This window comes from Subdoligranulum variabile (assembly GCF_025152575.1).
GTDB classification, from domain to species: Bacteria; Bacillota; Clostridia; order Oscillospirales; family Ruminococcaceae; genus Gemmiger; species Gemmiger variabilis.
In genome coordinates, this window is sequence record NZ_CP102293.1 from 1,796,268 (window position 1) to 1,822,563 (window position 26,296).

The 26,296-nt window shown below is 60.5% G+C and carries 22 protein-coding genes; 12 read left to right on the forward strand and 10 right to left on the reverse strand.

All coding sequences use genetic code 11. The features are described from left to right. The 5 genes from NQ490_RS08570 to NQ490_RS08590 all read right to left on the reverse strand — a co-directional run bounded on the left by NQ490_RS08570 (position 1) and on the right by NQ490_RS08590 (position 3,946). Positions 1 to 957, reverse strand: a complete 957-nt coding sequence (locus tag NQ490_RS08570) for a 3'-5' exonuclease (protein ID WP_007048739.1) — start codon at positions 955 to 957, stop codon at positions 1 to 3. 5 nt (positions 958 to 962) lie between these two features. Continuing rightward, on the reverse strand, positions 963 to 1,364 hold the full coding sequence (locus NQ490_RS08575; RefSeq protein WP_007048738.1) for a hypothetical protein: 402 nt from the start codon (positions 1,362 to 1,364) through the stop codon (positions 963 to 965). A gap of 92 nt (positions 1,365 to 1,456) precedes the next feature. After that, complete coding sequence (locus NQ490_RS08580) at positions 1,457 to 1,774, reverse strand: hypothetical protein (protein WP_007048737.1); 318 nt, start codon at positions 1,772 to 1,774, stop codon at positions 1,457 to 1,459. Continuing rightward, the gene (locus NQ490_RS08585; RefSeq protein WP_147644578.1) at positions 1,771 to 2,943 is read right to left on the reverse strand and encodes a hypothetical protein; all 1,173 of its coding nucleotides are present in this window, start codon (positions 2,941 to 2,943) and stop codon (positions 1,771 to 1,773) included. Before NQ490_RS08585 ends, NQ490_RS08580 begins: the two co-directional genes overlap by 4 nt. Continuing rightward, the gene (locus tag NQ490_RS08590; protein WP_040918958.1) at positions 2,873 to 3,946 is read right to left on the reverse strand and encodes a tyrosine-type recombinase/integrase; all 1,074 of its coding nucleotides are present in this window, start codon (positions 3,944 to 3,946) and stop codon (positions 2,873 to 2,875) included. The genes NQ490_RS08585 and NQ490_RS08590 overlap by 71 nt, the downstream gene beginning before the upstream one ends. Before the next feature lie 549 nt (positions 3,947 to 4,495). Here NQ490_RS08590 and NQ490_RS08595 point away from each other — a divergent pair. The 5 genes from NQ490_RS08595 to NQ490_RS08615 all read left to right on the forward strand — a co-directional run bounded on the left by NQ490_RS08595 (position 4,496) and on the right by NQ490_RS08615 (position 10,410). Continuing rightward, positions 4,496 to 5,413 (forward strand): ABC transporter permease, encoded by a 918-nt coding sequence (locus tag NQ490_RS08595; RefSeq protein ID WP_007048268.1) that lies wholly within the window; start codon positions 4,496 to 4,498, stop codon positions 5,411 to 5,413. A gap of 14 nt (positions 5,414 to 5,427) precedes the next feature. After that, positions 5,428 to 6,477 (forward strand): ABC transporter permease, encoded by a 1,050-nt coding sequence (locus tag NQ490_RS08600; protein ID WP_007048267.1) that lies wholly within the window; start codon positions 5,428 to 5,430, stop codon positions 6,475 to 6,477. Positions 6,478 to 6,498: 21 nt separating this feature from the next. Then, positions 6,499 to 7,500 (forward strand): ABC transporter ATP-binding protein, encoded by a 1,002-nt coding sequence (locus NQ490_RS08605; RefSeq protein WP_007048266.1) that lies wholly within the window; start codon positions 6,499 to 6,501, stop codon positions 7,498 to 7,500. Further along, a complete protein-coding gene (locus NQ490_RS08610; protein WP_007048265.1) occupies positions 7,497 to 8,495 on the forward strand; it encodes an ABC transporter ATP-binding protein in 999 nt (332 codons plus the stop codon). The genes NQ490_RS08605 and NQ490_RS08610 overlap by 4 nt, the downstream gene beginning before the upstream one ends. Positions 8,496 to 8,685: 190 nt before the next feature. Then, on the forward strand, positions 8,686 to 10,410 hold the full coding sequence (locus NQ490_RS08615) for a peptide ABC transporter substrate-binding protein (RefSeq protein ID WP_007048264.1): 1,725 nt from the start codon (positions 8,686 to 8,688) through the stop codon (positions 10,408 to 10,410). Between the two features lie 200 nt (positions 10,411 to 10,610). Here NQ490_RS08615 and argF read toward each other — a convergent pair whose 3' ends face one another. Further along, entirely contained in the window at positions 10,611 to 11,606 is a 996-nt protein-coding gene (gene argF / locus NQ490_RS08620) for an ornithine carbamoyltransferase (RefSeq protein WP_040918494.1), read from the reverse strand. Between the two features lie 117 nt (positions 11,607 to 11,723). Between argF and NQ490_RS08625 the strand changes: the two genes are divergently transcribed. The 4 genes from NQ490_RS08625 to NQ490_RS08640 all read left to right on the forward strand — a co-directional run bounded on the left by NQ490_RS08625 (position 11,724) and on the right by NQ490_RS08640 (position 16,964). Continuing rightward, a complete protein-coding gene (locus NQ490_RS08625) occupies positions 11,724 to 12,971 on the forward strand; it encodes a DNA polymerase Y family protein (protein WP_007048262.1) in 1,248 nt (415 codons plus the stop codon). 249 nt (positions 12,972 to 13,220) lie between these two features. Next, the gene (locus NQ490_RS08630; RefSeq protein ID WP_040918490.1) at positions 13,221 to 13,706 is read left to right on the forward strand and encodes a hypothetical protein; all 486 of its coding nucleotides are present in this window, start codon (positions 13,221 to 13,223) and stop codon (positions 13,704 to 13,706) included. Then, a complete protein-coding gene (locus tag NQ490_RS08635) occupies positions 13,703 to 14,551 on the forward strand; it encodes a class B sortase (RefSeq protein ID WP_007048260.1) in 849 nt (282 codons plus the stop codon). Before NQ490_RS08630 ends, NQ490_RS08635 begins: the two co-directional genes overlap by 4 nt. Before the next feature lie 94 nt (positions 14,552 to 14,645). Continuing rightward, positions 14,646 to 16,964, forward strand: a complete 2,319-nt coding sequence (locus NQ490_RS08640) for an LPXTG cell wall anchor domain-containing protein (RefSeq protein ID WP_007048259.1) — start codon at positions 14,646 to 14,648, stop codon at positions 16,962 to 16,964. 161 nt (positions 16,965 to 17,125) lie between these two features. Here NQ490_RS08640 and NQ490_RS08645 read toward each other — a convergent pair whose 3' ends face one another. From NQ490_RS08645 to NQ490_RS08655, 3 genes are all read right to left on the reverse strand, one after another. Then, a complete protein-coding gene (locus NQ490_RS08645) occupies positions 17,126 to 17,695 on the reverse strand; it encodes an ANTAR domain-containing response regulator (protein WP_007048258.1) in 570 nt (189 codons plus the stop codon). A gap of 35 nt (positions 17,696 to 17,730) precedes the next feature. Next, on the reverse strand, positions 17,731 to 19,041 hold the full coding sequence (locus NQ490_RS08650) for a glutamine synthetase family protein (protein WP_007048257.1): 1,311 nt from the start codon (positions 19,039 to 19,041) through the stop codon (positions 17,731 to 17,733). Positions 19,042 to 19,354: 313 nt separating this feature from the next. Beyond that, positions 19,355 to 21,445 (reverse strand): glutamine synthetase III family protein, encoded by a 2,091-nt coding sequence (locus NQ490_RS08655; protein ID WP_007048255.1) that lies wholly within the window; start codon positions 21,443 to 21,445, stop codon positions 19,355 to 19,357. Positions 21,446 to 21,700: 255 nt separating this feature from the next. Here NQ490_RS08655 and NQ490_RS08660 point away from each other — a divergent pair, with 255 nt between their 5' ends. The 3 genes from NQ490_RS08660 to NQ490_RS08670 all read left to right on the forward strand — a co-directional run bounded on the left by NQ490_RS08660 (position 21,701) and on the right by NQ490_RS08670 (position 25,274). Beyond that, positions 21,701 to 22,201 (forward strand): CYTH domain-containing protein, encoded by a 501-nt coding sequence (locus NQ490_RS08660; protein ID WP_007048252.1) that lies wholly within the window; start codon positions 21,701 to 21,703, stop codon positions 22,199 to 22,201. Between the two features lie 128 nt (positions 22,202 to 22,329). After that, complete coding sequence (locus NQ490_RS08665; protein ID WP_007048250.1) at positions 22,330 to 23,748, forward strand: DUF3048 domain-containing protein; 1,419 nt, start codon at positions 22,330 to 22,332, stop codon at positions 23,746 to 23,748. An 86-nt stretch (positions 23,749 to 23,834) separates the two neighbouring features. Then, complete coding sequence (locus tag NQ490_RS08670) at positions 23,835 to 25,274, forward strand: DUF3048 C-terminal domain-containing protein (RefSeq protein ID WP_007048249.1); 1,440 nt, start codon at positions 23,835 to 23,837, stop codon at positions 25,272 to 25,274. A 59-nt stretch (positions 25,275 to 25,333) separates the two neighbouring features. Here NQ490_RS08670 and NQ490_RS08675 read toward each other — a convergent pair whose 3' ends face one another. Continuing rightward, a complete protein-coding gene (locus NQ490_RS08675) occupies positions 25,334 to 25,975 on the reverse strand; it encodes a histidine phosphatase family protein (protein WP_007048248.1) in 642 nt (213 codons plus the stop codon). Between the last annotated feature and the right edge of the window lie 321 nt (positions 25,976 to 26,296).

Genomic DNA, 26,296 nt, shown 5'->3' on the forward strand with positions numbered 1-26,296 from the left:
TCAGCCATTGTAATCACCACACGCATCATAGCTCTCGTCGAAAAATCCGCAGTCGCGCTTGTGTATGTTCTCTTGATAAAGTTCCTGGTACATTTCTTCTTGTGTTTTCTTATAGCAAAACGCTGTGGCTCGACAATCTGCCAGACTGTTGTGGGCGGTTTCTTCGCCCCAATCGTATCCGAAATAGTCGGCGCAGGTCGAAAGGTTTTTGAACTTGAAATCGCCATGCTTCGGTGAGAACTCCCCGTAGATGGCGGCGAAGATATTGCTCAGATCCTCAACGATGGTTTCATCGTTGAAACTGGCTCCGTAGCGGGTCAAGAAACCATTGTCAAACCCTGTGAAGTTGTAGCCGACAATGGTTTTTACCTGCGCCAACACCTGATTTAATCGGGGCAAAAGCTCGTAAATATAGGGAGCATTGCAAACCATTTCTTTTGTGATGTGGTTTACTCGCCGCGCTTCTGGCCAATCTTCTGTGAAGTACGGTTTCACATAGCTGTCCAGCAAAACTTCCCCGGTGTCAATATCCAGAATTGAAACTTGAAGTATTTCATCCTGGTTAAAATCCAGGCCCGTTGTTTCAATGTCAATGGACACCGTAAGGGTAGGGATGGTCCCTCGGTAGTTTTCTTCATCAAGTTGCCGCTGCTGGTCACACAGGGACAGCAGCTCTCCGTAGCGGATTGCTTGCTCCCGTTCTTTCTTCGATTGAAGATAGCGGGAGCGGCGCTTGCGCCGCTGCTCCTCGTGGTAGGGGGTCATTTCCTCGTTGGTAGCCTTGCGAACTTCTTCGGAGGTCAAGTATCTGTATTTTCCAGTACAGAAACGATTGGAATACATGATGGTTCCCGCATCCTGAGATACGGGAACAAAGCCCAACTTAAACCATTGTTTTTCTGTCTTGCACTTTGCCTTTTCGGCATCAGGCAAAAGGGAGAAGTACAAGTTTTTCATGGCGCTCACTCCCCAACATTGGCGGCATTGCCCTGAATGAGCAGAGCGTTGCAGATCAACGGGAGCCAGAACGGCCCACTCTGTGCCATCTCGTGTGGATTCACTTTGCAGTTACACCAGGTGAAAAGACTATAACCTACTTCAATGGCGGTGTATTCGTTGTAAGTACCAAAGCGCTTTTTGACGCGCATACGAATGGCCGCAAAGTCGATACCATCAAACGACACGTACGGTTTAGAGATATCGAAGATATCTTCGTCAGCGGACAAAAGATAGCATGCAGCCAGATAGCTTCGATCAGACTGCTGGCGCTCCAGCAGTGCGCCGGTGAGAATGTTGTACCGATTGCGGTGCTCGGGGGTCATTTGGATGGAGATGTACTCTTTTTTGGGCATGGGGATAGTCATAATCTTTTACCTCGCATTTCTTTGTCTTATTTTGCAGTTGTGCCTGTTAGGCACAACCGATTTACTGCGATATGCCGATTCTTTTTAGCGCTCTATTTGCAAAGATATTCGGCCAGCTGGGTTTCGATTTCCAGCCAGGTTTCCAGACCAGCGGCTCTCATATTGGGATAGATCAGCGTGGCCACACCGATGATCGCCAGGACAATCAGCACGACCAGAGCGACGCAGCGCATCATCACAAATATGGCATTGACCAATACCCGGAGCAGCTGGGCGGTGCGTGATTTTTTCTCCACGACCGTTACTTCTTCCGTGATGCCGTATGCTTCTTTAAGCTGTGCCTGACGCTTTTCTTCCTGGATGCCCGCCATCAGGATGGCATGTCTGGTAGGGACGGTTTTCTTTTTCATTTTCTTTTCCTCCCAAATGGCCATTTGAGGCCGCCTTTTTTCTGTACTGTTTCTTTGGCCTTGAGCTGCCCGGTGATGTACCCGTACAGTTCATCGTTGCCGGAATACAGGAAGTAATCAGGCGTCCACCCTGCAAAGTAGGTGCGCACATCAAAGGGAGACATGGATTTGAGGATATCGTCGCGGTCTCTTTGCGGTACAAAAGAAAAAACATAGTGGATTGTGCCGTTGTCAACCCGGAGAATGTCACTCACCAGATCGACCTCCGAGGGCTTGGCACCACAGACGGCCACCAGAATATCGTTTCGCAGGTAGTCGGCTACTTCACTCAGTTCTCCAAAAGCACCATAGTCCAGAATCAGATAATCATATTTGGTTTTGGTGGCAAGGATACAGGTTTTATCGTTGTAGATGTCGGTCCCCTCAATGCGGAAGTGCTTTTCATCAAACAGCACCACTTCATCGCTGATTTGCGTGTAGGGGGTCAGACTGCTTACGGACATCTCGATGACGGCAGCTTTATAGCCCATGGCCTTGACATACAGGCATAACTGCATGGCCTGTGTTGTGGTGCCGATGCGGTGTCCGGCTCCACAGACTGCGATAGTGGTGGCGTTTCGCCCGCGCAGCCGTGGTTTCGGTAGAACCAGGTGCGCCCGGGCTGTCTCGCGGTCAACTTGTGAGGGCGGAATGACCTCGACGGTGGAGGCCGGAGGTGCCGGAGGGGGTTCGTCTACGGGTGGCGGTTCTTCCAGGAGAGGAGTGTTATTTGAAGTATTATCTTCGCTGATCAATCCGGCGTCGCAAAGCATCGCATTGAGGACACGTTTTAGTTCCGCGCCATGATCGGAGACAATTTGTTCCGCAGGAACCAGCGTCAGAATGTCTTTCATGAAGGCGCTGTCTGTAGATAGTCCTTCGGTTACTACGATTATTTTGATGCCAGGAACGGTGACGCAGATTCGCTCCAACAGACCGAGGGATTGATCTATGTTGCCGATGATTCGCACATCGTACACCAGGTGAGATATTTGGTCACCGTTCTGCTCCAACTGGCGTTGGATTACGGGAATGCTGCGTTCCACGATTTCGCAGACTTCAAATTCGCCACGAAAGTTCAGTTCCCGGACGCTCTCGGCGGTTTCCGGCTTTCCGACTACAACAACCATTTACATCTCCTTCTCTTTCTTTTTTGTTTGTAATTTCTTGTTTTACCAGGCGGTCGATTTTATTGGTTTCGGCCTGGAGCTGTGGTAGCTTCTCGTGTATGTAGGTTCGTTTTGTGAATTTGTAACTTGTGTGACCTACAATTTTTATGATGGTGTCTTTATCGACCCCCGCTCGGTCGGCCAGAGAGGCGTATGTGTGGCGGCAACAGTAGGGCACCATGCGGCGGGGAGTGTCTGCACAGTTGATTCCCAATTCTTTCATCAATGGGTAGAATTGACGATTTCTCCAGTTGTCAATGCGAACCCGATACCCGCGCGGACTGGTGATCAAGTAGTTCTCTTGGCCTCGTGCAAAGTAAAAGGAAAACACATACGGCATGATTTGGGAGATAAGGGGAATGATTCGCTCTTTACCTGCATCGGTTTTACTACCCCAGGTAAAAAGGAAATGGTATTGTAAGCTGACATCGTTTTTCTCAACTCCAAAAAGTTCTTCTGGTCGTAAGCCGGTGAAGATAAGAATAAGAACTTCTCTTGCAGTACAAGAAAAACGCTCGTTCGCTTGAGCATACAAAAAAAGCCGTGAGATTTCTTCGTCAGAAAAAATTTCACGGCTTTTAGATTGCACTCCATCAAGTATGAGATAGGGCGATGGATTGATCACGTCTAGGCGGTGGACGGCCACGGCGTATTTGCAAAGCTGTCCGATCAGCAGCAGTAACTTGTTCTGGAGAGACCGGCTTTTGTTTTGCAGAGTATCCATAGCCAGTTGATAGTCGCTGATCTTGATATCCGACATTGCGTATTGCCCCAAAAAGTGGAGCGTCCGCCAGGCGTTTTCATATCCTTCGCGGGATTTTCTTCCTACTTTTCGGAAGTACAGCGTGCTCCATTCGCTATAAATTTGTTCCAGCGTCAGAAGGTTACTGTTTTGAGATGCCCCACAAAAAGGACAAAACGGATAATCTTTAATCTCTCTCAAACACTTCTTGCAGATTCGCATTTTACCATCTCCTTATAAAATTTAATATCGACAAACGGGTGTCAACATTAAATTTTATAGGGCAATGTGTTCAAATGCAAATGACCTGTCTGACTACGAATCAGAAGGTCGGGAGTTCGAGTCTCTTCCGGCGCACCACGGTCTCACAGAAATGTGAGACCGTTTTTTTGTTTGTTTCTTTCCGGCGGCCCCGGCGCTCCGGCTTTGCGGCGGGGGAGCCGCTGGTCCTGTCCCGGCTCCGCTTCTCCGGCGCGGGGGCCGTATCCGCGAAAACTGAAAAATTTCACACTTTTTTTCACGATTTCTGCATGAATTGTAAAAATAAAACAAGAACATGCAATTGACAAAAGACGACAGGTTCATTATAATAGAAAAGATTTCGGGTATGAACGATGGTGTTTGTGCAGCCGCAACCGCCACCGCTTTTTTTGTTCCCGACTCTGTCCGCGGATAGCGCACAACCGTGTTTGTAATGCCGTGTACAGGGGGCAAAACCCACCCGACTGACGCAAATTTGTATTCCATAATGAAACGGAGTGGCACAACACAATGGCGAAGTACGTCATCAAGCGCGTGGCAATGGGCATCTTCAGTGTGTTTATTGTGGCGACGCTTACCTTCTTCATCATGAACCTGGTCCCCGGCGGCCCGTTCGTGGCAGAAAAATCCATCAGTGCGGCCGCCCAGCAGGCACTGAACGAGAAGTACGGCCTGGACAAGCCCCTGGGCGTGCAGTATCTCAACTATATGAACAGCCTGCTGCACGGCGATATGGGCCTGAGCCTGAAACAGCGCGGCCGTACCGTCAACCAGATCATTGCCGAAAAACTGCCCGTCTCCTGCCGCACCGCCGGCATTGCTGTGGCGGTGGCCCTCTGCCTGGGCATTCCTCTGGGCTGTATTTCGGCGTACAACCGCGGCAAGTGGGCCGATAACCTCATCATCGTGCTGGCCACCTGCGGCATCGCCATTCCCAGCTTCATATCCAGTGTATTGTTACTATACACATTCGGCATGAATCTGCAGATCCTGCCCACCATCGGCCTGAACGAACCGGCAGCCTACATCATGCCGGTCACCGCTCTGGCCATCTATCCCACCGCCTATATCACCCGTCTGATGCGTTCCAGCCTGCTGGACGTCATGGGTCAGGATTATATGCGCACCGCCCGTGCCAAGGGCGTCTCCAGCGTGAAGATCCTCTTCAAGCATGCCCTGCGCAACGCCATCCTGCCGGTAGTCACCTACGTCGGCCCCATGCTGGCCGCCCTGATGACCGGTTCCTTCGTGGTGGAGAAGATCTTCACCATCCCCGGCCTGGGCCGTGACTTCGTCACCGCCATCACCAGCCGTGACTACACCCTGATCATGGGCACCACCATTCTGCTGGCCACCATGGTCATCATCGCCAACGTCATCGTGGACATCCTGTACAAGGTCATCGATCCGCGTATCAAACTGAAGTAAAGGAGGAGCAAGCTGTGGAAAATCTCAAGAAGAATCCGTTGAGCCTGCACCTCAACGTGGACGACTTCGTCCCCGCCTCCAGCGAGGAGAAGGAAAGTCTCGTCATCATGCGGGACAGCGTCAGTTTCTGGAAGGACGGTCTGCGCCGTCTGCGCAAGAACAAGATCGCGATGGTCAGCCTGCTGGTCATCATCCTCATCGCCATCTTTGCCTATGTGCTGCCCATGGTCTGGCCCTACGGCTACGATGAGCAGATCAAATACAGCGAGAACCTGGCCCCCTTCGAGTACGGCAAGAAGGAGCTGGAACAGATCGCTGCCGGTGAGAGCGTCTTCCCCCACATCCTGGGCACCGACCGCAACGGCCGTGACTTCGCCGTCCGTCTGATGATGGGCACCCGCGTGAGCATGTCCGTCGGCCTCCTGGCCTCGGTGCTGGTGCTGGTCATCGGCGCCACCTACGGTGCCATCTCCGCCTTTGCCGGCGGCTGGGTGGACATCATCATGATGCGTATCACCGATATTCTCTACACCATCCCGGACATCCTGCTCATCATCCTGCTGGGCATGGCCATCAAGGACCCGCTGGAATCCCTGGCGCAGCAGCCCGGGTTCGGCTGGATGCAGAAGCTGGGCCCCAACATGATCTCCATCTTCATCATCTTCGCGCTGCTGTACTGGGTCAGCATGGCCCGTATCGTCCGCAGCCAGGTGCTGACCCTCAAGGAGAGCGAGTATGTCACGGCGGCCCGCGCCCTGGGCGCCTCGGGCGGCCGGATCATCAAGCGCCACCTGCTGACCAACTGCATCGGCACCCTGATCGTCACCACCACCCTGCAGATCCCCTCCTCCATCTTTACCGAGAGCTACCTGAGCTTCCTGGGCCTGGGCGTGGCGGCTCCCATGCCGTCCCTGGGCTCGCTGGCCACCGATGCCGTCAAGGGCATGAACACCTACCCGCACCTGCTGCTGGCACCTGCGGTGATGATCAGCGTCATGATCCTGGTGTTCAACCTCTTCGGCGACGGCCTGCGCGATGCCTTTGACCCGAAGCTGAAAAACTAACGAGGGGAGAAACAAGACACCATGAGCGAAAAGATTCTTGAAATTCAGGACGAACGCCTGTCTTTCTTCACCCCCGCCGGTGAGGTCAAGGCACTGAACGGCGTGTCCTTCACGATGAACCAGGGCGATGTGCTGGGCATCGTGGGTGAGTCCGGCTCCGGCAAGTCGGTGACCGCCTACTCCATCATGGGCCTGACGGCCTATCCCGGCCGCCTGGTGGGCGGCAAGGTGTGGTTCAACGGCCACCAGATCGATGAGATGACCGAGAAAGAGTTCCGCAAGATCCGCGGCAACGAAGTCTCCATCATCTTCCAGGATCCCATGACCAGCCTGAACCCGGTGTACACCATCGGCAACCAGATCGTGGAAGTGATCCTGCTCCACACCAAGAAGACCAAGAAGGAAGCCTGGGACCGTGCCCGGGAACTGCTGGAACTGGTGGGCATCAACGAGCCGGACCGCCGTCTGAAGCAGTATCCCCATGAGCTGTCCGGCGGTATGCGTCAGCGCGTGATGATCGCCATCGCCCTGGCCTGTGAGCCCAAGCTGCTCATCGCCGACGAGCCCACCACCGCCCTGGACGTGACCATCCAGGCCCAGATCCTGGAACTGATGCAGGACCTGCGCAAGAAGCTGGGCATGAGCATCATCATGATCACCCATGACCTGGGCGTGGTGGCCTCCATGTGCGAGAAGATCGCCGTCATGTACGCCGGCCACATCGTGGAGTACGGCACCACCGACGAAATCTTCTACAACCCCCAGCATGAATACACCAAGGGCCTGATCAACTCCATCCCCAAGCTCAACGCCACCGAGAAGGAGCGTCTGGTCCCCATCGAGGGCACCCCCGTGGACCTGCTGAATCCCCCGGCCGGCTGCCCCTTTGCGCCCCGCTGCAAGAGCTGCATGAAGGTCTGCCTGCGGGAGATGCCGCCCCGCACCGAGCTGAGCGACACCCACTACACCTACTGCTGGCTGCGCCAGAAAGAAGAATTTGAGAAGGGAGGCAAAGCCGAATGAGTGAGCAGAAGAACCTCGTAGAAGTCAAGCATCTGCAGCAGTATTTCCCGGCCGGCGGCGTGGGCAAGAACAAGCGCTACGTCCAGGCCGTGGATGACGTCAGCTTTGCCATCCGCAAGGGCGAGACCCTGGGCCTCGTGGGCGAGTCCGGCTGCGGCAAGACCACCACCGGCCGTACCCTGCTGCGCCTCTATGAGCCCACCGACGGCACCATCATCTATGACGGCAAGGTCCTCTTCGACAAGGAAAAGAAGATCGCTGTGGACATGCTGCCCTACCGCCGCCGCATGCAGATCGTCTTCCAGGATCCCTATGCCAGCCTGGACCCCCGCATGACCATCGGCGACATCGTGGGCGAGGGCATCGACATCCACAAGCTGGCGGCCAACGACAAGGAACGCCACGACCGGATCATCGCCCTGCTGGAGCGTGTGGGCCTGAACAGCGAGCACGCCAACCGCTACCCCCATGAGTTCTCGGGCGGCCAGCGGCAGCGCGTGGGCATTGCCCGCGCCCTGGCGGTCAACCCCGAATTCATCGTCTGCGACGAGCCGGTCTCGGCGCTGGACGTTTCCATCCAGGCCCAGGTCGTCAACATGTTTGAGGACCTGCAGCAGGAGATGGGCCTGACCTACCTGTTCATCGCCCATGACCTGAGCGTGGTCAAGCACATTTCCAACCGCATCGGCGTCATGTACCTGGGCAAGCTGGTGGAGCTGGCCGACAGCTTTGAGCTGATCGCCCATAGCGTCCACCCCTACACCCGCAGCCTGATCTCCGCCATTCCGGTGGCCGATCCCAAGACGGCGCGCTCTTCCAAGCGCATCGTGCTGCAGGGCGACGTGCCCAGCCCGCTGAACCCGCCCAGCGGCTGCCGTTTCCGCACCCGCTGCCCCTACGCGGACGAGCGCTGCGCGGCGGAAGTGCCCGAGTTCAAGGAGGTCGGCCCCGGCCACTGGGCTGCCTGCCACCACCTGGACAAAGTGGCGGACTGAGAGGAAACTGCCGGGGTGTGCGCCCCGGAATTCCCGCCCGGTGTGCGGTAAAAGGACCATCACAAAACAATTACAAAAGCCTTTGAGCTCTTGCACCGATGGTTCGCCGGGTTTATAGTTATGGTATTCATTCCGAAGGCAAAACCGGAGGGATTGGGTATAGTAATTTTTAAATTGGAGGAAAAACCACATGAAGATGAAGAAATTTGTCGCTGTGGCGGTTGCCGGCTGCATGGCCGCTTCTCTGGTTGCCTGCGGTTCCACCGCGAGCACCAGCAGCGCGGCCAGCACTGAGGGTGCTACTGCAGAAGCCGCTACCGAAGCCACCGCGACCGGTTCCGGATTCACCGTTCAGCTCGGACCTAACCCCGAGACCCTGGATCCCGCGCTGAACAGCGCCGTTGACGGTGCCAACACCATCATCACCATTTTCGAGCCCCTGCTGCTGATCGACGAGAACAACGAGATCATCGGCGGCCAGGCCGAAGACTGGTCTGTCAGTGAGGACGGCCTCACCTGGACCTTCACCATGCGTGACGGCCTGAAGTGGAGCGACGGTTCCGACCTGACCGCCAAGGACTTCGAGTACAGCTTCAAGCGTCTGGCCGATCCCAACACCGCCGCTCCCTACGCGGAGACCGCTGTTGGCATGATCGCCGGCTTTGACGAGGCCCAGGGCAACCCTGACGCCGACGGCAACCCCACCACCGATCCCAACCCCGACGCCCTGCAGGTCGTCGCCAGCGAGGACGGCAAGACCCTGACCGTTACCCTGAGCTATCCCTGCTCCTACTTTGACAAGCTGGCTGCCTTTGCCGCTCTGTCTCCCGTGCAGCAGGCTACTGTGGAGACCAACGGCGATGCCTGGTGCACCAGCCCCGAGACCTTCGTCTCCAACGGTCCCTACATGATCACCGAATGGACTCCCAGCGAGCGCATCGTGCTCTCCAAGAACCCCAACTACGTGGGCGGCTGGGATACCAGCAAGATCGTCTCTGACACCATCACCCTCCTGCTCCTGGAGGACTCCAGCGCTTCCTACGCCGCCTACAACAGCGGTGAGGCTCAGCTGGTCAAGGACGTTCCCACCGATGAGATCCCCAGCCTGACCAAGGCCGAGGACGGCGGCGACTTCTACGTCGACACCATCCTGGGCGCCTACTACATCAGCCTGAACGACCAGAAGGAACCCTTCACGGATCCCAACGTCCGCAAGGCTCTGAGCCTGGCCATCGACCGTGAGTACGTGGCCGACGTCATCATGCAGGGCACCTACAGCCCCGCCTACAACATCGTCGGACCTGGCATCATGGATGCCGAGGGCAAGGGCGAGTTCATCGACAACGCCAACGGCGGTGAAGGCTACATCAGCAGCGACTACGAGGCCGATCTGGAAGAGGCCAAGAAGCTGATGGAAGAGGCCGGCTACCCGGGCGGCGAGGGCTTCCCCACCATCACCTACAGCGCCAACGACGCCGGCTACCACATCCCCGTGGCTGAGTACCTGCAGCAGGCCTGGGGTGAGCTGGGCATCACCATGAACATCGACAAGGTCGACTGGGCCAGCTTCCTGCCCCTGCGCCGCGCCGGTGACTTCGACATCAGCCGTAACGGCTGGGTCATGGACTACAATGATCCTTCCAACATGCTGGAGATCTTCACCTCCGGCAACGGCAACAACGATGGTAAGTACAACAACCCCGACTTCGATGCTGCCATCGAGGCTTCCAAGGTTGCTGATACCAACACCCACTTCGAGCAGCTGCACAAGGCCGAGGACATCCTCATGGAAGACATGGGCTGCATCCCCGTTGCCTACTACAACGACTTCTGGCTGCAGAGCCCCTCTCTGAAGGGCACCTGGCACAGCCCCTACGGCTACTGGTACCTGCAGTACGGCTACCTGGAGGCTTGATTCGCCCCCGTGCGGTAGTCAACAGCTGACCGTATAAATACACATCCCCGCCGCGGATCTCCGCGGCGGGGATGTGTTTGTTTATAGCCCTGAAAAAGGACCGGTTCCCGTGGGAACCGGTCCTCTTTTCCGTTACTGCGCAGTACCGGAATATTTGATTAGAGTTTCTTTGGTCCTTTCTTTGCAAAGAAAGGACGAAGTCAGTCGAACTTGGCGCCCAAAGTGGCGGCCATCACCGCCTTGATGGTGTGCATGCGGTTCTCCGCCTCCCGGAATACGATGGACTGGGGCCCGCTGAACACCTCGTCGGTGACCTCCATCTCGGCGCGGCCGAACTTCTCGCCCATCTCCTTGCCCACGGCGGTCTTGTGGTCGTGGTAGGCGGGCAGGCAGTGCATGAAGACCGCCGTGGGTTTCGCCCTGGCCATGAGGGCGGCGTTCACCTGGTAGGGAGCCAGGGCCTCGATGCGCTCCGCCCAGACCTCCACCGGCTCGCCCATGCTCACCCAGACGTCGGTGTAGACCACGTCGGCGCCGGACACCGCATCGGTGTTCTCGCTCAAGGTAACGCTGCCGCCGCTCTTCGCCGCCAGCTCCCGGCAGGTGGCCACCAGCGCCTTGTCCGGCCAGTAAGCCTTGGGGGCGCAGGCCACAAAATCCAGCCCCATCTTGGCGCAGCCGATCATCAGACTGTTGCCCATGTTGTACCGGGCGTCCCCCATGTAGACGAACTTCAGCCCCTTCAGCGTGCCGAACTGCTCCCGCAGCGTGAGGAAATCCGCCAGGATCTGGGTGGGATGGAACTCGTTGGTCAGGCCGTTCCACACCGGCACGTCGGCGTATTTCGCCAGCTCCTTCACGATCTCCTGGCCGAAGCCCCGGTACTCGATGCCCTCAAACATGCCGGAGAGCACCTGGGCCGTGTCGGCGATGGACTCTTTTTTGCCAATCTGGCTGCCGGTGGGATCCAGATAGGTGGACCCCATGCCCAGGTCGTGGGCCGCCACCTCGAAGGCCGAACGGGTCCGGGTGGAGGTCTTCTCAAAGATCAAGGCCACGTTCTTGCCGCGCAGCACGTCGTGGAGCACGCCCGCCTTCTTTTTGGCTTTCAGCTCGGCCGCCAGGTCCAGCAGATACCCGATCTCCTCCGGCGTATAGTCCAAAAGCGTCAGAAAATCACGCCCCTGCAAATTCATTGTCATAACCCCCTATGCAGATTTTGTGCAAGTTTATGCATCCATTATCGCACGTTTTGCGCCATTGCGCAACCCCTCTTTGTTTATGGTATAATAGAAAAAAAGGGGGTGGACCGGATGGCCAAAGTCTATTTTCATGTGGATGTGAACTCGGCGTTCCTCTCCTGGTCGGCGCTGAAAAAGCTGCGGGCGGGGGAGACGCTGGACCTGCGCACCGTGCCCTCGGCGGTGGGCGGCGACGAGGAAAAGCGCCACGGCGTGGTGCTGGCCAAGAGCAGCCCCGCCAAAAAATTCGGTGTCCGCACGGGGGAAAGCCTCTTTTCCGCCCGGCTGAAATGCCCGGAACTCATCGTCACGCCGCCGGATTTTGATTTCTACGTGCAGAACAGCAAGGCCCTCATCGCCATCCTGCGGGACTATACCCCCGACGTGGAACAGTACAGCATCGACGAGGCCTTTCTGGACATGACCGGCACCGAGGCCCTCTTCGGCCCGCCGCTGACGGTGGCCCACACCATCCGCAACCGGGTGCGGGAGGAGCTGGGCTTCACGGTGAACATCGGGGTGGCATCCAACCGGCTGCTGGCCAAGATGGCCTCGGACTTTGAGAAGCCCGACAAGGTCCACACCCTCTTCCCGGAGGAGGTGCCGGACAAGATGTGGCCGCTGCCGGTGGGATCCCTCTTCGGGGTGGGGCCCAGCGCCGTGAAACGGCTGAACCAGTGCGGCATCTACACCATCGGGGACCTGGCCCGGACCGAGCGCCGGGTGATCGTGGGCATCTTCGGTACCCGGGGGGACACCCTGTGGAACTACGCCAACGGCCGGGAGGCCGACCCGGTGACCAAGCAGACCACCCGGGACAACACCTACGGCAACAGCGTGACGCTGCCCCAGGACCTGACAAGACCCGAACAGGCGGACGCCACCCTGCTGGCCCTCTGCGATTCGGTGGGGCGGCGGCTGCGCACCGACGGCAAAACCGCCCGGGTGGTGACGGTGCAGCTGGTGGACAACGCCTTCCGCCGCACCAGCCACCAGCGGACGCTGCCCGACCCCACCAACTCCACCGACCGCCTCTATGAGGTGGCGCTGCAGCTCATGCGGCAGATGTGGCCGGGGCGTCCGGTGCGGCTGGTGGGGGTCAGCGCCGAGAAGACCGGCACCGACAATTTCGAGCAGCTGGACCTTTTTACCGACACCACCCGCCGCCAGAAACAGGAAAAACTGGACCGTACGGCGGACGCCCTGCGCCGGAAATTCGGCGGCGCGGCGGTGACCCGGGCCAAGCTGCTGACCCCCGATACCCGGGCGCCGGCAGCCCTCTCCGCCGCCAAGGAGCGGGACAAGGAAAAAAAGAAATAGCGCAGCCCAGGGCCGCACAGACAAAGTTGTCTGTGCGGCTTTTTTCGTTGAAGCGAAGAAAATGGCGGGACCGGGACAAGAGACGACGGGCCGGAACAAGGTGGGATCGATTGCATGGAAAAGCGGTTGTATTGACAGGGGCTTTCCGCCGTGCTACGCTGGAGCACACCCTCGAAAATTGGTGATAATGCACAAAAGCGCACGAAAATATTGTTGAATATAGCACATATGTACCAGGTGAGGCGCGCTATGATTCCAAAAAACAAACATTTCAGGCAGATAAGATGGACCGCAATTTTTCTTGTACTGCTCCTGGCGGGCTGTGCCAAAACGGTGCGGGCCAAACCCGACCAGACGGTGTCCACGGCGCTGTTCGACTTTGCGGTGAGCGAAGCCCAGCCCCTCACCGAGTATCCGGGGGTGACGGTGCCGGAGGACCGGCGGCTCATCAGCCTGATGCTCACGGTGACCAACACCGGGGCGGAGACGCTGCCGGTCTTTGCCCGGGACTTCCAGTTCCAGTGGGGGGAGGGGGCGGAGGATTTCGGCTGCTGCCTGGACGCCCTGGACGACCGGATGATGCCCTACGCCCAGGATCTGGCGGCGGGGGAGAGCGGCGGCGGGCTGGTGCTGGTCCTGGTGCCCCGGGACTGCACGGCGCTGACGGTGGCTTATGAGGAACAGCGGGCGGACGGCACGTCGGCGGGCACCTACTTTGTGGAGGTGCCGCTGTGAAGCGTCTGCTGCTCTTCGGCGGGGCCTTTGTCACGGGGATGGCGGCGGCCATGATGGCGGCGGTGGCCATGCTGCTGCCGGGCTGGGCGCAGAACCGGGCGCTGCAGTCCCAGCGGCCCGCCGTGATCCAGGCCGAACCGGCCCCCACGGAGACCGGACCCGGCTCCACGCCTGCCCCCACGGCGCTGCCGCCCCGGGACTTCACCGACCTTTTGGCCCGCAACCCCGACGTGGTGGGCTGGATCGCCATTGACGGCACGCCGGTGGATTTTCCGGTGGTGCAGGGCAGGGACAACGACTACTATCTGCGCCATGACCTGGACAAACAGTACGATCTGGAGGGCCTGCCCTACGCCGACTACGAGTGCGATGTGGAGAAGGGGGATCACCTGATCCTCTACGGCCACAACATGGGGGTAGGGCAGACGGCGCGGTTTTCCAGCCTGCAGAACTACCGCCATCCCGACTACTACACCCGGCACCCGGTGATCACGCTGGACACCCTCTGGGGCAGCGCACTGTACAAGGTGACGGCGGTGTACGCCCTCAGCGCCCGGCCGGAGGACGCAGACTACTTCGATTTCAACCGCTATGTGGATTTTGCCGACGAGGCCGCCCAGCAGCGCTACCTGGACGAGGTGGCGGCCCGGGCGTTCTACACGGCGGGGGACTATGCCCGGCCCGACGAACGGCTGCTGAGCCTGTGCATCTGTACCTACGAGATGGAGGATGCCCGCCTCATCGTGATGGCGCGGCCCCTGCGTCCGGGGGAGAGCACCGGCCCCGATACCGTGACCGAGAACCCGTCCCCCCGCCTGCCCGCCCGTTGGCCCGCAGGGGCCTGACGGGGCACGACCCAGGTTTCTGGCAGCGGCGGCCCTCAGAGGGGGGGGAGGGCGGCCGGTGTCTGGAAATAGATCAGAAAAAAGGAGTTTGATCATGCAGAAGACAAGACGATTGCACCGCCTGCTGGCCGTTCTGGTGGCCGTTCTGCTGGCGGTTTGCAGCCTGCCGGTGAGCGCCTTTGCGGAGGAACAAAAGGTGGCCGTGGAGCTGGATGTGCACTATCGGCTGGATATCCGCCAGCTGAACGACCAGACCATTTCCCTGGGGGAACTGCCCTATCAGCCGGGGTCCGCGCTGACCGGCCGGTACAGCTGGGAGACCCTGTACGGAAAGATGAACCTGCCCGCCGATACCAAAATCAAGGACAAGCAGACCGGCGAAACGGAACTGACCTTCTCCCTCAAAGAGGACGGAAAGCCCTGGAAAGCGGAACTGACGGTGGAACTGGCGTCCACCATCCAGCATCCCAGCTTCCGTGTCCGCTTTGAGGGCGTGGAGGAGCCCCAGTCGGTGGGCGTATCGCTGTCCTACCGGCCGGGCCGCAGTGTGGATGCCTGGAGTTTCCTGCAGAACATGACGGCGTACAAGACCTATCAGGAACAGGGCTATCGCATCAAGGGCTTTACCGTTTCGGGGGATGACCACGCCCCCTACACCGAGGCGGACCACTACGGACTGACCGATGCCATTGCGGGCAAGACCGTGGTGGTGACGCTGGGCAAGGAGCCGGAGAACAAGACGGTGGACTTCACCCTGCGCTACCTGAGCACCGACAACCAGATCCAGGATACCCAGCCCGCCACCCTGACCTACCGCCCCGACGAAGCGGGTACCGATCTGTGGGACTTCGTGATGGACCAGGCTGCCTACAAGACCTACGAAGCCCAGGGCTACAAGATGGAGGACTATGTGATTCCCGCCGAGGGCGGCGACCGCCTCTGCGACAAACAGGGACTGCAGAACGTGAACGCGGACCTGGAGGGCAAGGAGATCATCGTCCACCTGGTGAAGAAGACCGAGGCCAAGGCGGAGCAGGTGGCCTTCCGGCTGCGCTACCTGAGCACCGACGGCAACATCGCGGATGACAAGGACGTGGAAGTCCCCTACGATCCCAACGGCAAGATCTACGACCTGTGGAGCTACATCGAAAACTCCCGCGTCTACCAGAGCTACCAGACGGCCGGCTACACCATGAAGAGCTTCGAGGTGCCCCACCAGGAGGGCAACAAGACCTACACCGGCGCGGATCAGTTCGCCGTGACCCCGAGCCTGCGCGGCATCACCGTCACCGTGACGCTGGACAAGCCGGTGGTCTCCCCCAACAAGACGGTGGACTTCACCCTGCGCTACCTGAGCACCGACAACCAGATCCAGAAGAGCCAGGCCATCTCCCTGGTCTATGATCCCAACGGCGTGCTCACCGATGTCTGGGACTTCGTGATGGCCCAGGAACCCTACAAGACCTACGCAGCCCAGGACTACACCCTGTCGGATTACGTGATCCCGGCGCAGAACGGCGACCGCGTCTGCGAGCATCGCGGCATGCAGGCGGTGACCACCGACCTGCAGGGCAAGGAAATCGTCGTCCACCTGGTCAAGAAGAGCACTGCCAAGACCGAGATGGTGGACTTCACCCTGCATTTCCTCAGCGACGACGGCAAGATCGACGTGACCAGGCAGGCCTCCGTCACCTACGATCCCAGCACCAAGGGCTTTGATGCCTGGAACTATCTGGCGGGCACCGCCACCGCCCGCAGCTACGGCGCCGAGGGCTACCGTGTCCGGGACTTCACGGTGGTACAGCCGGCGGGAGAGGCGTCCTACACCGCCGCCGGACAGTTCACCGTGACCCCGGCCCTGGCCGGCAAGACGGTGACGGTGCATCTGGCGCCGCTCGCCCACTACGAGAGCAGCTACATCGTCCATTTCGTGGATGAGAAGGGCAAGGAGTTCCAGTCCGCCGCCACCGTGAAGGTGAGCTGGACCGAGGGCCAGCAGCTGAACCTGATGGCGCAGCTCAAGGACACCCTGGCCACCGTGGGCGCCATGGGCTACACCTTCAAGACGCTGAGCAGCTGGAACGGCACCAACACCTATAAGGGTACCGAGCTGGTAGTGCCCGGCAGCTGGGAGCTGGCGGCCCACTGCGCCAAGAACCCCGCCCCCGCCAAGCCGGCGGATAACAAGCCGTCCCAGGCCAAACCCGCCCAGAACAAGCCTGCCGCCAAGGCCCAGGCCAAACCGGCGGCCCAGCAGGTCGTCAAGGCGGCGGCCCCGGCGGCCAACACCACCAAGATCCTGCCCAAGACCGGTCTGCAGACCCAGACGTCCGTCGTCTTCGTGGTCATGCTCTTTGCAGCACTGGCCGGTGCGGCAGTCTACCTCTTCGCGCTCCGTAAGAAACTGAACTGAGCGCGCAGCGTTCGGACCTCTCCCCCTGGGCCGTTCCCGGCCTGAAGGCCGAACGCCCGGCCCGGCCGGAAAGCCGTCCTCCACAGCCGGGGACGGCTCTTCCCGGCGGCGCAGAACAGAACACCCCCGGCAGAGCATCCGCTCTGCCGGGGGTGTTCTGGTTATTCCTCGGCGGACTCCAGGATCTCCTGGGCCACCTCGCCGCGGCTGCGGCGGGTATCCATGGCGTTCTTCTCGATGAGCCGGTGGGCCTCCGTCTCGGTCATGCCCCGCTTCTCGATAAGGAAACATTTGGCCCGGTCCACCAGCCGCAGCTGGGCGATCTTGTCCAGCAGCTTCTGGTTTTCCGCCCGCAGCAGGGCCAGCCGCTTATAGTTGCTGGCCGCGATCTGCACCGCCTGCCGGAACTGGGGCCCGCTGAAGGGCTTGCTCAGCACCAGCACACCGAAGTCCTGCAGCTTGGCCGAAATCTGCTCTGCCGTGCCGCTCTTGGCCAGCAAAATAACGCCGGCGTCTGTCTTCTGGACGGCATCGGTGCCCAGTTCATGGCCGAACTCGTCGGGCAGCGGGGTGTTGATGACGATGACCTCGAAATCCTTGCCGTCCATCTGACGGCGGGCCTCGCCGCCGCTGGGTACGATGACAGGGCGGGTGTAGCCCAGCTCGGCAATGTGCCGGGCCAGGTATTCATTGGCGTTGGTGCCCGCCGATACGATCAGCGCCTTGGCCACAGGCCGCCCCTCCTCTCTGCATATTTATACGGCCGTCAGATGATCAGGAACCCGTTGGCCCGCTCCCAGGCGTCCACGTCGGTGGCAGCCTCGTAGTCGTGGCACAGCAGGGTCTGGTACTCGAAATACTTGTTCATCAGGGCAATGGGCAGTTCCGCGCTGATAAATTCGCTCTGCCCGGCCACCGTGATGGCCTCCCGCAGAGAGCGGGGCAGGCTTTCCAACCCCGCCGCGGCGCTGGGATGGAACAGGTTGCGGTTCACCGCCTCGGGCAGAGGCAGTTGGCGCTGGATGCCGTCCAACCCCGCCGCCAGGATCAGCCCGATGACCAGATAGGGGTTGCCCGCGGGGTCGGGCCCCCGCAGCTCCACACGGCAGAACTCGCCGCTGGCGCTGGGCAGCCGCACCAGCTGGCTGCGGTTCTGGCGGCTCCAGCTCACATAGAGGGGCGCCTCGTTGGCGCCCAGCCGGGCGTAGGAGTTGGGCACCGGATTGCAGAAGGCCGTCAGCTCCCGGGCGTGGGCCATGATGCCCGCCACAAAATGGCCGGCCTCGCTGTCCGGCACCAGATCCCCCTCAAAGAGGTTCTTGCCGTCCCGCACCAGCGACATGTTCACATGCAGCCCGCTGCCCGGCTGGTCGGCCAGGGGTTTGGGCATGAAGCTGGCAAACAGACCGTTGCGGGCCGCAATGGCTTTGACGGTGCTCTTGAAGGTGTTCAGGTTGTCGGCGGATTTCAGGGCCGGGGTGTAGAGGAAGCATACCTCGTTCTGGCCCGGGCCGCTCTCGTGATGGCTGTGCTCGGGGTGCAGCCCCATCTCCTCGATGGCGAAGCAGATCTCCCGCCGGATGTTTTCCCCCTTGTCCAGGGGCGGGATGTCGAAGTAGCCGCCCCGGTCCAGGGGAATGTGGGTGGGGTTGCCGTTTTCGTCGGTTTCGAAGAGGTAGAATTCACACTCGCAGCCCACGTTGCAGGTCAGGCCCATGGCCTTGGCCCGGCCCACCACCGACTGCAGATACCCCCGGCAGTTGCCCTCAAAGGGTTTGCCGTTGGGCAGGGTGATGTCGCAGTACATCCGGATGACCCGGCCCTCGGTGGGACGCCAGGGCAGCACGGTGGCGGTGTCGGGATCGGGCCAGAGCACCAGATCGCTCTCCTCCACGTTCATGAAGCCGGCGATGGAGGACCCGTCAAAGCTGATGCCCTGGGCAAAAGCACGCGGCAGCTCGCTGGCAAACAGCGAGATGTTCTTCTGGTTGCCGAAGATGTCGCAGAAGGTCAGCTTGACGAATTTGACGTCGTTGTCCTCCACAAAATTCAGTATATCCTGTGCGGTACGTTTCATAAATGCCTCCGGGAATCAATTGCATCTTGGCGCAAGGGCTGCCGCAGATAGATACCCGAAAGGCCCACCTGTAAGCGGAGCTCCCTGACAAACCAAAGCCGTCCAGTCTGCCGCCAAAGCGGCATCTGCTGCGTTATCGGGTTTTGCATTCCACAAAGGAGTGCTGCAACCCTCTGCCTTGCATCTGCCGCTTTTGCGCGACTTTGAAAGACTTTGTTTTGTCAGGTCACTCACGCCGTTTCCGGGCGGGCCTTTCGAGCGGTGTAAGAAATAGGAAAAGGAGAATGGCAATAATTAAGAAGGAATCTGCGCCTTACTCGGTGTAGAACAGCATACGGCTGTAGCAGGGCAGGGGCCAGTATTCCTCATCGACGAGCTCCTCGGCCACGTCGGCGGCGGCACGGAGCCGGGCCATGGCGGGCAGGACCTCGTCGTGGAAGGCGTGGGCTTTGGCGCTCTCGTCTTCCAGCGCGCAGACCTTGTCGGTGACTTCCTTCAGTTCATCGGCCGCGTCGGACATCTCATCGGTGTAGTGGCTCAGAGCCTGCAGCACCTTGGTCTCGGCCTTGGTGGAGATGCCCTCCACAGCGGCGGCCTTGGCGGCGGCGGTGTTGGCCACTTCGCCCATGTAAGAGGTGGCGGCGGGGATCAGCTGCTTGTTGGCGATCTTGAGCATGGTGCGGGCTTCGATGTTGATGATCTTGGAGTAGTGCTCCATCTCCACCTCGTAGCGGCTGAGCATCTCGGTCTTGGTCAGGACGCCGAACTCTTCCATCAGGGCGATGTTCTTGGGGTCCTTCAGGGCGATCATGGCATCGGGGGTGCACTTGCGGTTGGGCAGGCCGCGGCGCTCGGCTTCGGCCTCCCAGGCCTCGCTGTAGCCGTTGCCGTTGAAGATGACGCGGCGATGGTCGTTCAGCGTCTTCTTCACCCAGGCGGCAGCCGCGCACTCAAAGTCGGCGGCGCCGGAAGTCTCTTCGGTGAATTCCTTCAGTTCCTTGGCCACGGCGGTGTTCAGGATGGTGTTCGCGTCGGAGAGGTTCTCGGCGGAACCGGGCATACGGAACTCGAACTTGTTGCCGGTGAAGGCGAAGGGAGAGGTACGGTTGCGGTCGGTGGTGTCCTTGCTGAACTTGGGCAGGACATCCACGCCCAGGTCCATCTTCATCTTGACGGGGCCGGCGTAGGGAGAATCGGTGCAGACGGCATCGATGACCGCTTCCAGTTCCTCGCCCACGAAGATGGAGATGATGGCCGGGGGCGCCTCGTTGGCGCCCAGACGGTGATCGTTGCCCGGAGTGGCCACCGAGGTGCGCAGCAGGTCGGCGTACTCATCGACCGCCTTGACGACGGCGGACAGGAAGACCATGAACTGCAGGTTCTCCATGGGGGTGTCGCCGGGATCCAGCAGGTTCTCGTCGGCGGTGGAGATGGACCAGTTGTTGTGCTTGCCGCTGCCGTTGACGCCCTCGAAGGGTTTCTCGTGCTGCAGGCAGACCAGCCCGTGCTTCAGGGCGATCTTCTTCATCATCTCCATGGTCAGCAGGTTGTGATCGATGGCCACGTTGGTGGTATCGTAGATGGGGGCCAGCTCATGCTGAGCGGGGGCCACCTCGTTGTGCTTGGTCTTGGCGGGGATGCCCAGTTTCCACAGCTCCTCGTCCAGCTCCTTCATGAAGTCGGAGACGATGGGGCGGATGGTGCCGAAGTAGTGCTCCTCCAGCTCCTGGCCCTTGGAGGGGGCGGAGCCGAACAGCGTACGGCCGGTGAGCACGATGTCCAGGCGCTTCTCATAGTCTTCCTTGCGGATGAGGAAGTATTCCTGCTCGGGGCCCACGGTGGTGGCCACGCGGGGCACATCCTTGCCGAAGAGGTGCAGCACCTTGCAGGCCTGGTCGCTGATGGCCTGCATGGAGCGCAGCAGCGGGGTCTTCTTGTCCAGGGCCTCGCCGGTGTAGGAGCAGAAAGCGGTGGGGATGCACAGCACGTCATCCTTCACGAAGGCGTAGCTGGTGGGGTCCCAGGCAGTGTAGCCGCGGGCCTCGGCGGTGGCGCGCAGGCCGCCGGAGGGGAAGGAGGAAGCGTCCGGCTCGCCCTTGATGAGCTCCTTGCCGGAGAATTCCATGATGGCGGTGCCGTCGGGCTGGGGGCTGACGAAGCCGTCGTGCTTCTCACTGGTGATGCCGGTCAGGGGCTGGAACCAGTGGGTGTAATGGGTGGCGCCCTGCTCGATGGCCCAGCGCTTCATGACGCTGGCCACCACGTTGGCGACCTCCAGGTCCAGGGGCTGGCCCTTCTCGATGGTCGCCTTCAGGCTCTTGTAGGTAGAGCTGGGCAGACGCTCACGCATCTCGTGCTCGTTAAAGACTTTGCTGCCGTAAAGTTCCATGACGGTTGCTGCCATAACTACTTACTCCTTACATCACAAACTCTGTAGTACAGAAAAAGACGCTGCGAAAACACATTCGCAGCGCCCTTGCTGTTATGTTCCCATTATACGGGCTGTGATGGAAAAATGCAACTGGCGAACTGCTCAAATCCCGGGTGATTCCAAAGCAAAAACTGGCAATATTGTCCATCGCCGGGGCACGGCGGGATATGGTATACTGGAAAGGCGGCCCCAAAACGACACTCTGCGGGCCGCCGGACGAGGTATACTATGGAAATTGAACGGAAATGGATGGTCACCGGCTGGCCGGAAGGTCTGCCCCTGACCGAGGAGTACCGGATGGACCAGGGCTACATCAGCGTGCGGCCCACGGTGCGCATCCGGCGGGAGGCGCTGGCGGGCGGGCCCACGGCGCTGGTGCTCTGCTTCAAGGGCGGGGGCACCCTGAGCCGGGAGGAGATCGAGACCGAGATCGACCCCGAGCTCTTTGCAAAGCTGGAACACCTCATCGGCAAGCCCCTCATCCATAAGGAACGCCGGGGCTACGCGCTGCCCGGCGGGCTGACGCTGGAGGTCAACTGCGTGGATGCCGACCTGCCCACCGCTTTCTGGTACGCCGAGGTGGAATTTGCCACCGAGGCCGAAGCCCTGGCCTGGGACCCGGCGTCGGTGGGCCTGGGGGAGTATCTCTCCGACGAATGCACCGGCAAACCGGGGTCCAGCATGGGGGAATACTGGATCCAGACCCGGGGGCAGATCGCTTCCTTATAATTGTAAAATTGTGCCGCCCGCCTTTACAAATGATTACAAAGCGGCTACAATAGAGCTAACTACTTGTCGGCAAAGTCTGTGTGCGCCCCGCCGCCCGGACGGATCAACCAAGAAAAGAGGAACTGTGAATGAAACGTAAGTTACTGCTCGTCATGGCCATCCTGTCGCTGTGCGTCGTGCTTGCCGCCTGCAAGAAGCAGAAGGCCGAATCGGACACCACCTCCGCAGCACCGGAAGTCACCGCCACGCCGGAACCCTCGCTGGAGCCCTACAAGGCCAACGTCCTCACCGGTGAGCCCCAGGGCGACGATTACAAGAACCAGCGCATCACCGCCGTCATGGTGAACAACATCGTGGCGGCCCGTCCCCAGCGCGGTCTGTCCAAGGCCGACATCCTGTTCGAGATCAAGGTGGAAGGCGGCATCACCCGCTTCATGCCGGTCTTCACCGATTATCAGGACATCGGCGAGATCGGTCCCGTCCGCTCCGGCCGTGACCAGTTCTTCCGCCTGATCCTGCCCTGGCAGGCGCTGTATATCCACGAGGGCCAGTCCGTCGTCATGCAGCAGTATGCCATCGACTACAGCTACGGCAACCTGAACAACAACGACGGTGCCAACGGCTACCGCGACTACGGCCGCGTGAACTGGGCGGGCGCTTCCTATAACAACGGCAACCTGGCGCTGGAGCACACGATGTACACCAACTCGGAGAACATCCAGAAGTACATCGACGACAACAGCGTGGATATGGACCGCACCTACAACTCCACCTTCTTCAACTTCGTGGACTACCGTCTGGGCCAGACCCGCGACCTGTCCAACAGCCTGGACAGCGCCTACAGCGACAAGTACGGCCCGGTGGTCAGCGACGGCGAGTACGTGGAGATCGAGCACAGCCCCTCCTACAAGACCCGCTTCATCTATGACAGCGCCTCCAACACCTACAAGATGCAGCAGAACTACTCGGACGGCCAGTGGCGCGACACCGTGGATGAAGCCGCCGACAACACCGTGCTGAGCTTCCCCAACGTCATCGTGCTCTACACCGACATCCACACCTATCCCGGCCATGAGGCCAAGGACCTGCAGTACGCCGAGTACGCCTGGGGCGGTGTAGGCTACTACTGCTACGGCGGCAAGTGCGAGAAGATCTACTGGCAGAAGGGCACCCCGCTGGAGGCCCTGCGGCTGTACTACCTCACCGAGGACGGCCAGTGCAGCGACACGCCGGTGGAGATCAACATCGGCAAGAGCTACGTGGCGGTGACCGACGTGGACTACGCCGAGAACTTCGTCCACAGCACGCTGGACGGGGTGGATCTGTCCAGTGCCACCACCGTGACCTATGAGAGCAGCTATGTGGAGGACGACGCCGAGGAAGGCGAGACCTTGGGCATGAGCACCGACGATCTGACCACCAGCGCCACCGGCAGCGGCGAGGCCGAGACCGTCACCGAGTCCCCGGCGGAGAGCACCACCGAGGAAGTGCCCGCCGACACGGCAGCCGAACAACCGGTTGCGGACGACCCCGAAGCAGTGGGCTGATCCGGCGCCGGAACTCCTGAACGAGAAAACGATCAGCGCGGTCCGCCCGGTGCGGGCTGCGCTGATTTTTTGGAAAGGACCTTTCTATGAAACGAAGCATCCAGGCCGTCGGTATGACGGCGGCCCTGCTGGCGGCGCTGCTGCTCAGCGGCTGTTCGTCGCTGTTGGGCGGCACTGCGCCGGAGGCAACGCCGGAATCGGCGGCGCCCACGGCGGAACCCACCCCCCAGGCGGAGCCGATGGCCAACCCGCTCACCGGTGTGGCCGACGCCGACTACACCAACCGCCGTCCGGTGGCGGTGACGCTGCGCACCCTGGACGGGGCCGCGCCCCAGTGGGGGCTGTCCAGCGCCGACGTGCTGGTGGAGGGGGTCAGCGAAGGCACCACCGCCAGCCTGATGGCCCTGTATTCCAACGTGGACAACATCTCCAAGGCGGGTCCGGTGGGCCCGGGGCGGGACCTGCTGCTTCAGATGGCGCTGCCCCTCAACGCCCTGCCGGTGCACATCGACAAGAACATCTACGCCTCCAACCTGCTCAACGCCCTGACCTACCAGGACCTGGACGGCTACCACATCGGCAAGGCGGCCTTCGCCTTTGACCAGGACCGCCAGAACGCGGGCTACCGGGAGGAAAACTGCTGGTACACCACCGGCGAACTGATCAAAAACGGCCTGAACACCTACGGCACCTCCCTGGAGGGGGCCAACACGCCGCTCTTTGTCTTCGGGGAGCGTCCGGCGGTGGAGGAGGGGGCCCGCAACGGCACCTCGCTGACCATCACCTTCTCCCCCAGCGACAGCGAGCAGCTGAACTACGCGGCGGATACCGGCCTTTACGTCAAGACCAACGCCGACGGTTCCCCCACGGTGGACGCCGACAACGGCCAGCAGGTGGCCTTCACCAACGTGCTGGTGCTCTACGCCTCCAGCGGCATCAAGGACGACGGCTACACCCGGGACTACGACCTGACGGGCGGCACCGGCCTCTACCTGACGGGGGGCGCCTGGGAGCAGATCCAGTGGACCAAGGAGGACGCCACCGGCCCCCTGCAGCTGACGGCGGCGGACGGCAATCCCCTGGTGGTGAACCCGGGCAAGAGCTTCATCGCTATCTGGGGCGGCTACTACGGCCAGAGCCTGGCCCTCACCGGTGCCGACGGCACGGCCCAGACCCTGCCCGAAAAGCCCGCCCTGCTGGAAAGCGGCGTCAGCGACGAGGATGCCGCGGCGGCCCAGGCGGAGTTTGACGCCCAGCAGCGGATCATCAACGCCCAGGCGGCGGTGGAGCAGGCCAACGCCCAGCTGCCCGACGCCCAGACCGCCCTGGAGGAAGCCCAGGCCGCCCTGGACGAGGACAGCGAGAATGCCGACCTCATCGCCAAGCGGGACGAGGCCCAGGCCCTGGTGGACAGCCTGAACCAGACCATTGCCGACAACCAGGCCATCCTGGACGAGGCGGGGGTCACCGCCACGCCCACCCCGGCCCCCGAGGAAGCCGCTTCCTCCTCGGAATCCGGCGAATGACCCGATAACAAACAGCAAACCGCCCCGGCAGAGCCTGCCGGGGCGGTTTTGTTATGCTTTTATTCCTGTTCCATATCGTCCAGGTAGCCTGCGGGCACCACGTCGTAGGCCTCGGCCAGATGGTCCCGCATCCACATCTCGGCATCCAGCCGCACGCTGTAGCCCGCGCCGGGATCGGTCATCCACTCCTCCGGTTTGCGGAAGGGCAGGGCGTGCTGGGCCAGCATGTTCATGATGACGCCGCCGTGGGTCACACAGGCGGCCTCCTCGGTGTGGGTGCGCAGCATGTACTCGAACATCTTCATCAGCATGCCGGACGTCCGGTTGAAGAAGGCCTGCCGGTCCTCCGCCCCCGCCGGCACCGTGCGGCTGGTGGGGTCCATCCACTGGGCAAACTCGGGGTCCTTCACCAGCTGCTGCAGCGGCTGGCCCTCAAACTTGCCGAAGGCCATCTCCCGCAGGTCCTGCAGCTCGATCTGCCGCACGCCGGGAAAGAGCAGCTCCGCCGTCTGGGTGGCCCGCAGCAGCGGGCTGGTGAAGACCAGCGGCACATCGGGGTAACGGAACCGGTGCTTCAGCTCCTCCAGCTGGGCGCGGCCCTCGTCGCAGAGCGGCAGGTCGGTGCCGCTGCCTATGTACAGCCCCTGCAGGTTGCCGGCCGTCAGGCCGTGGCGGATCAGATGCAGTTTGTAATATTTCACGATGGTTTCTCACTTTCCTTAAGAGAGTATCGCTATCAGCATACCCCAAAACCGGCGTTTCTGCAACGAAAAATAGTTACAATTTGGTTACAAAAACCGGCCGCCGACCCGCTTTGCCAAAATTTGCCCACAATATTTATACCCCGGCAGGGCACAGGGTCCCCAAATGTAGGCGGTGCCCGGCGCTTTGGGCGGTATAGTGCCAGAATCGGGGGCGAAGGGTGTCGGAATCCGGGTTTACAAATTGTTTTTTGACAGATATAATATACAACACGTAGAAACATGGGCGGCCCCTGCGGCCCGGCGCGGCGCGCCGGTGGG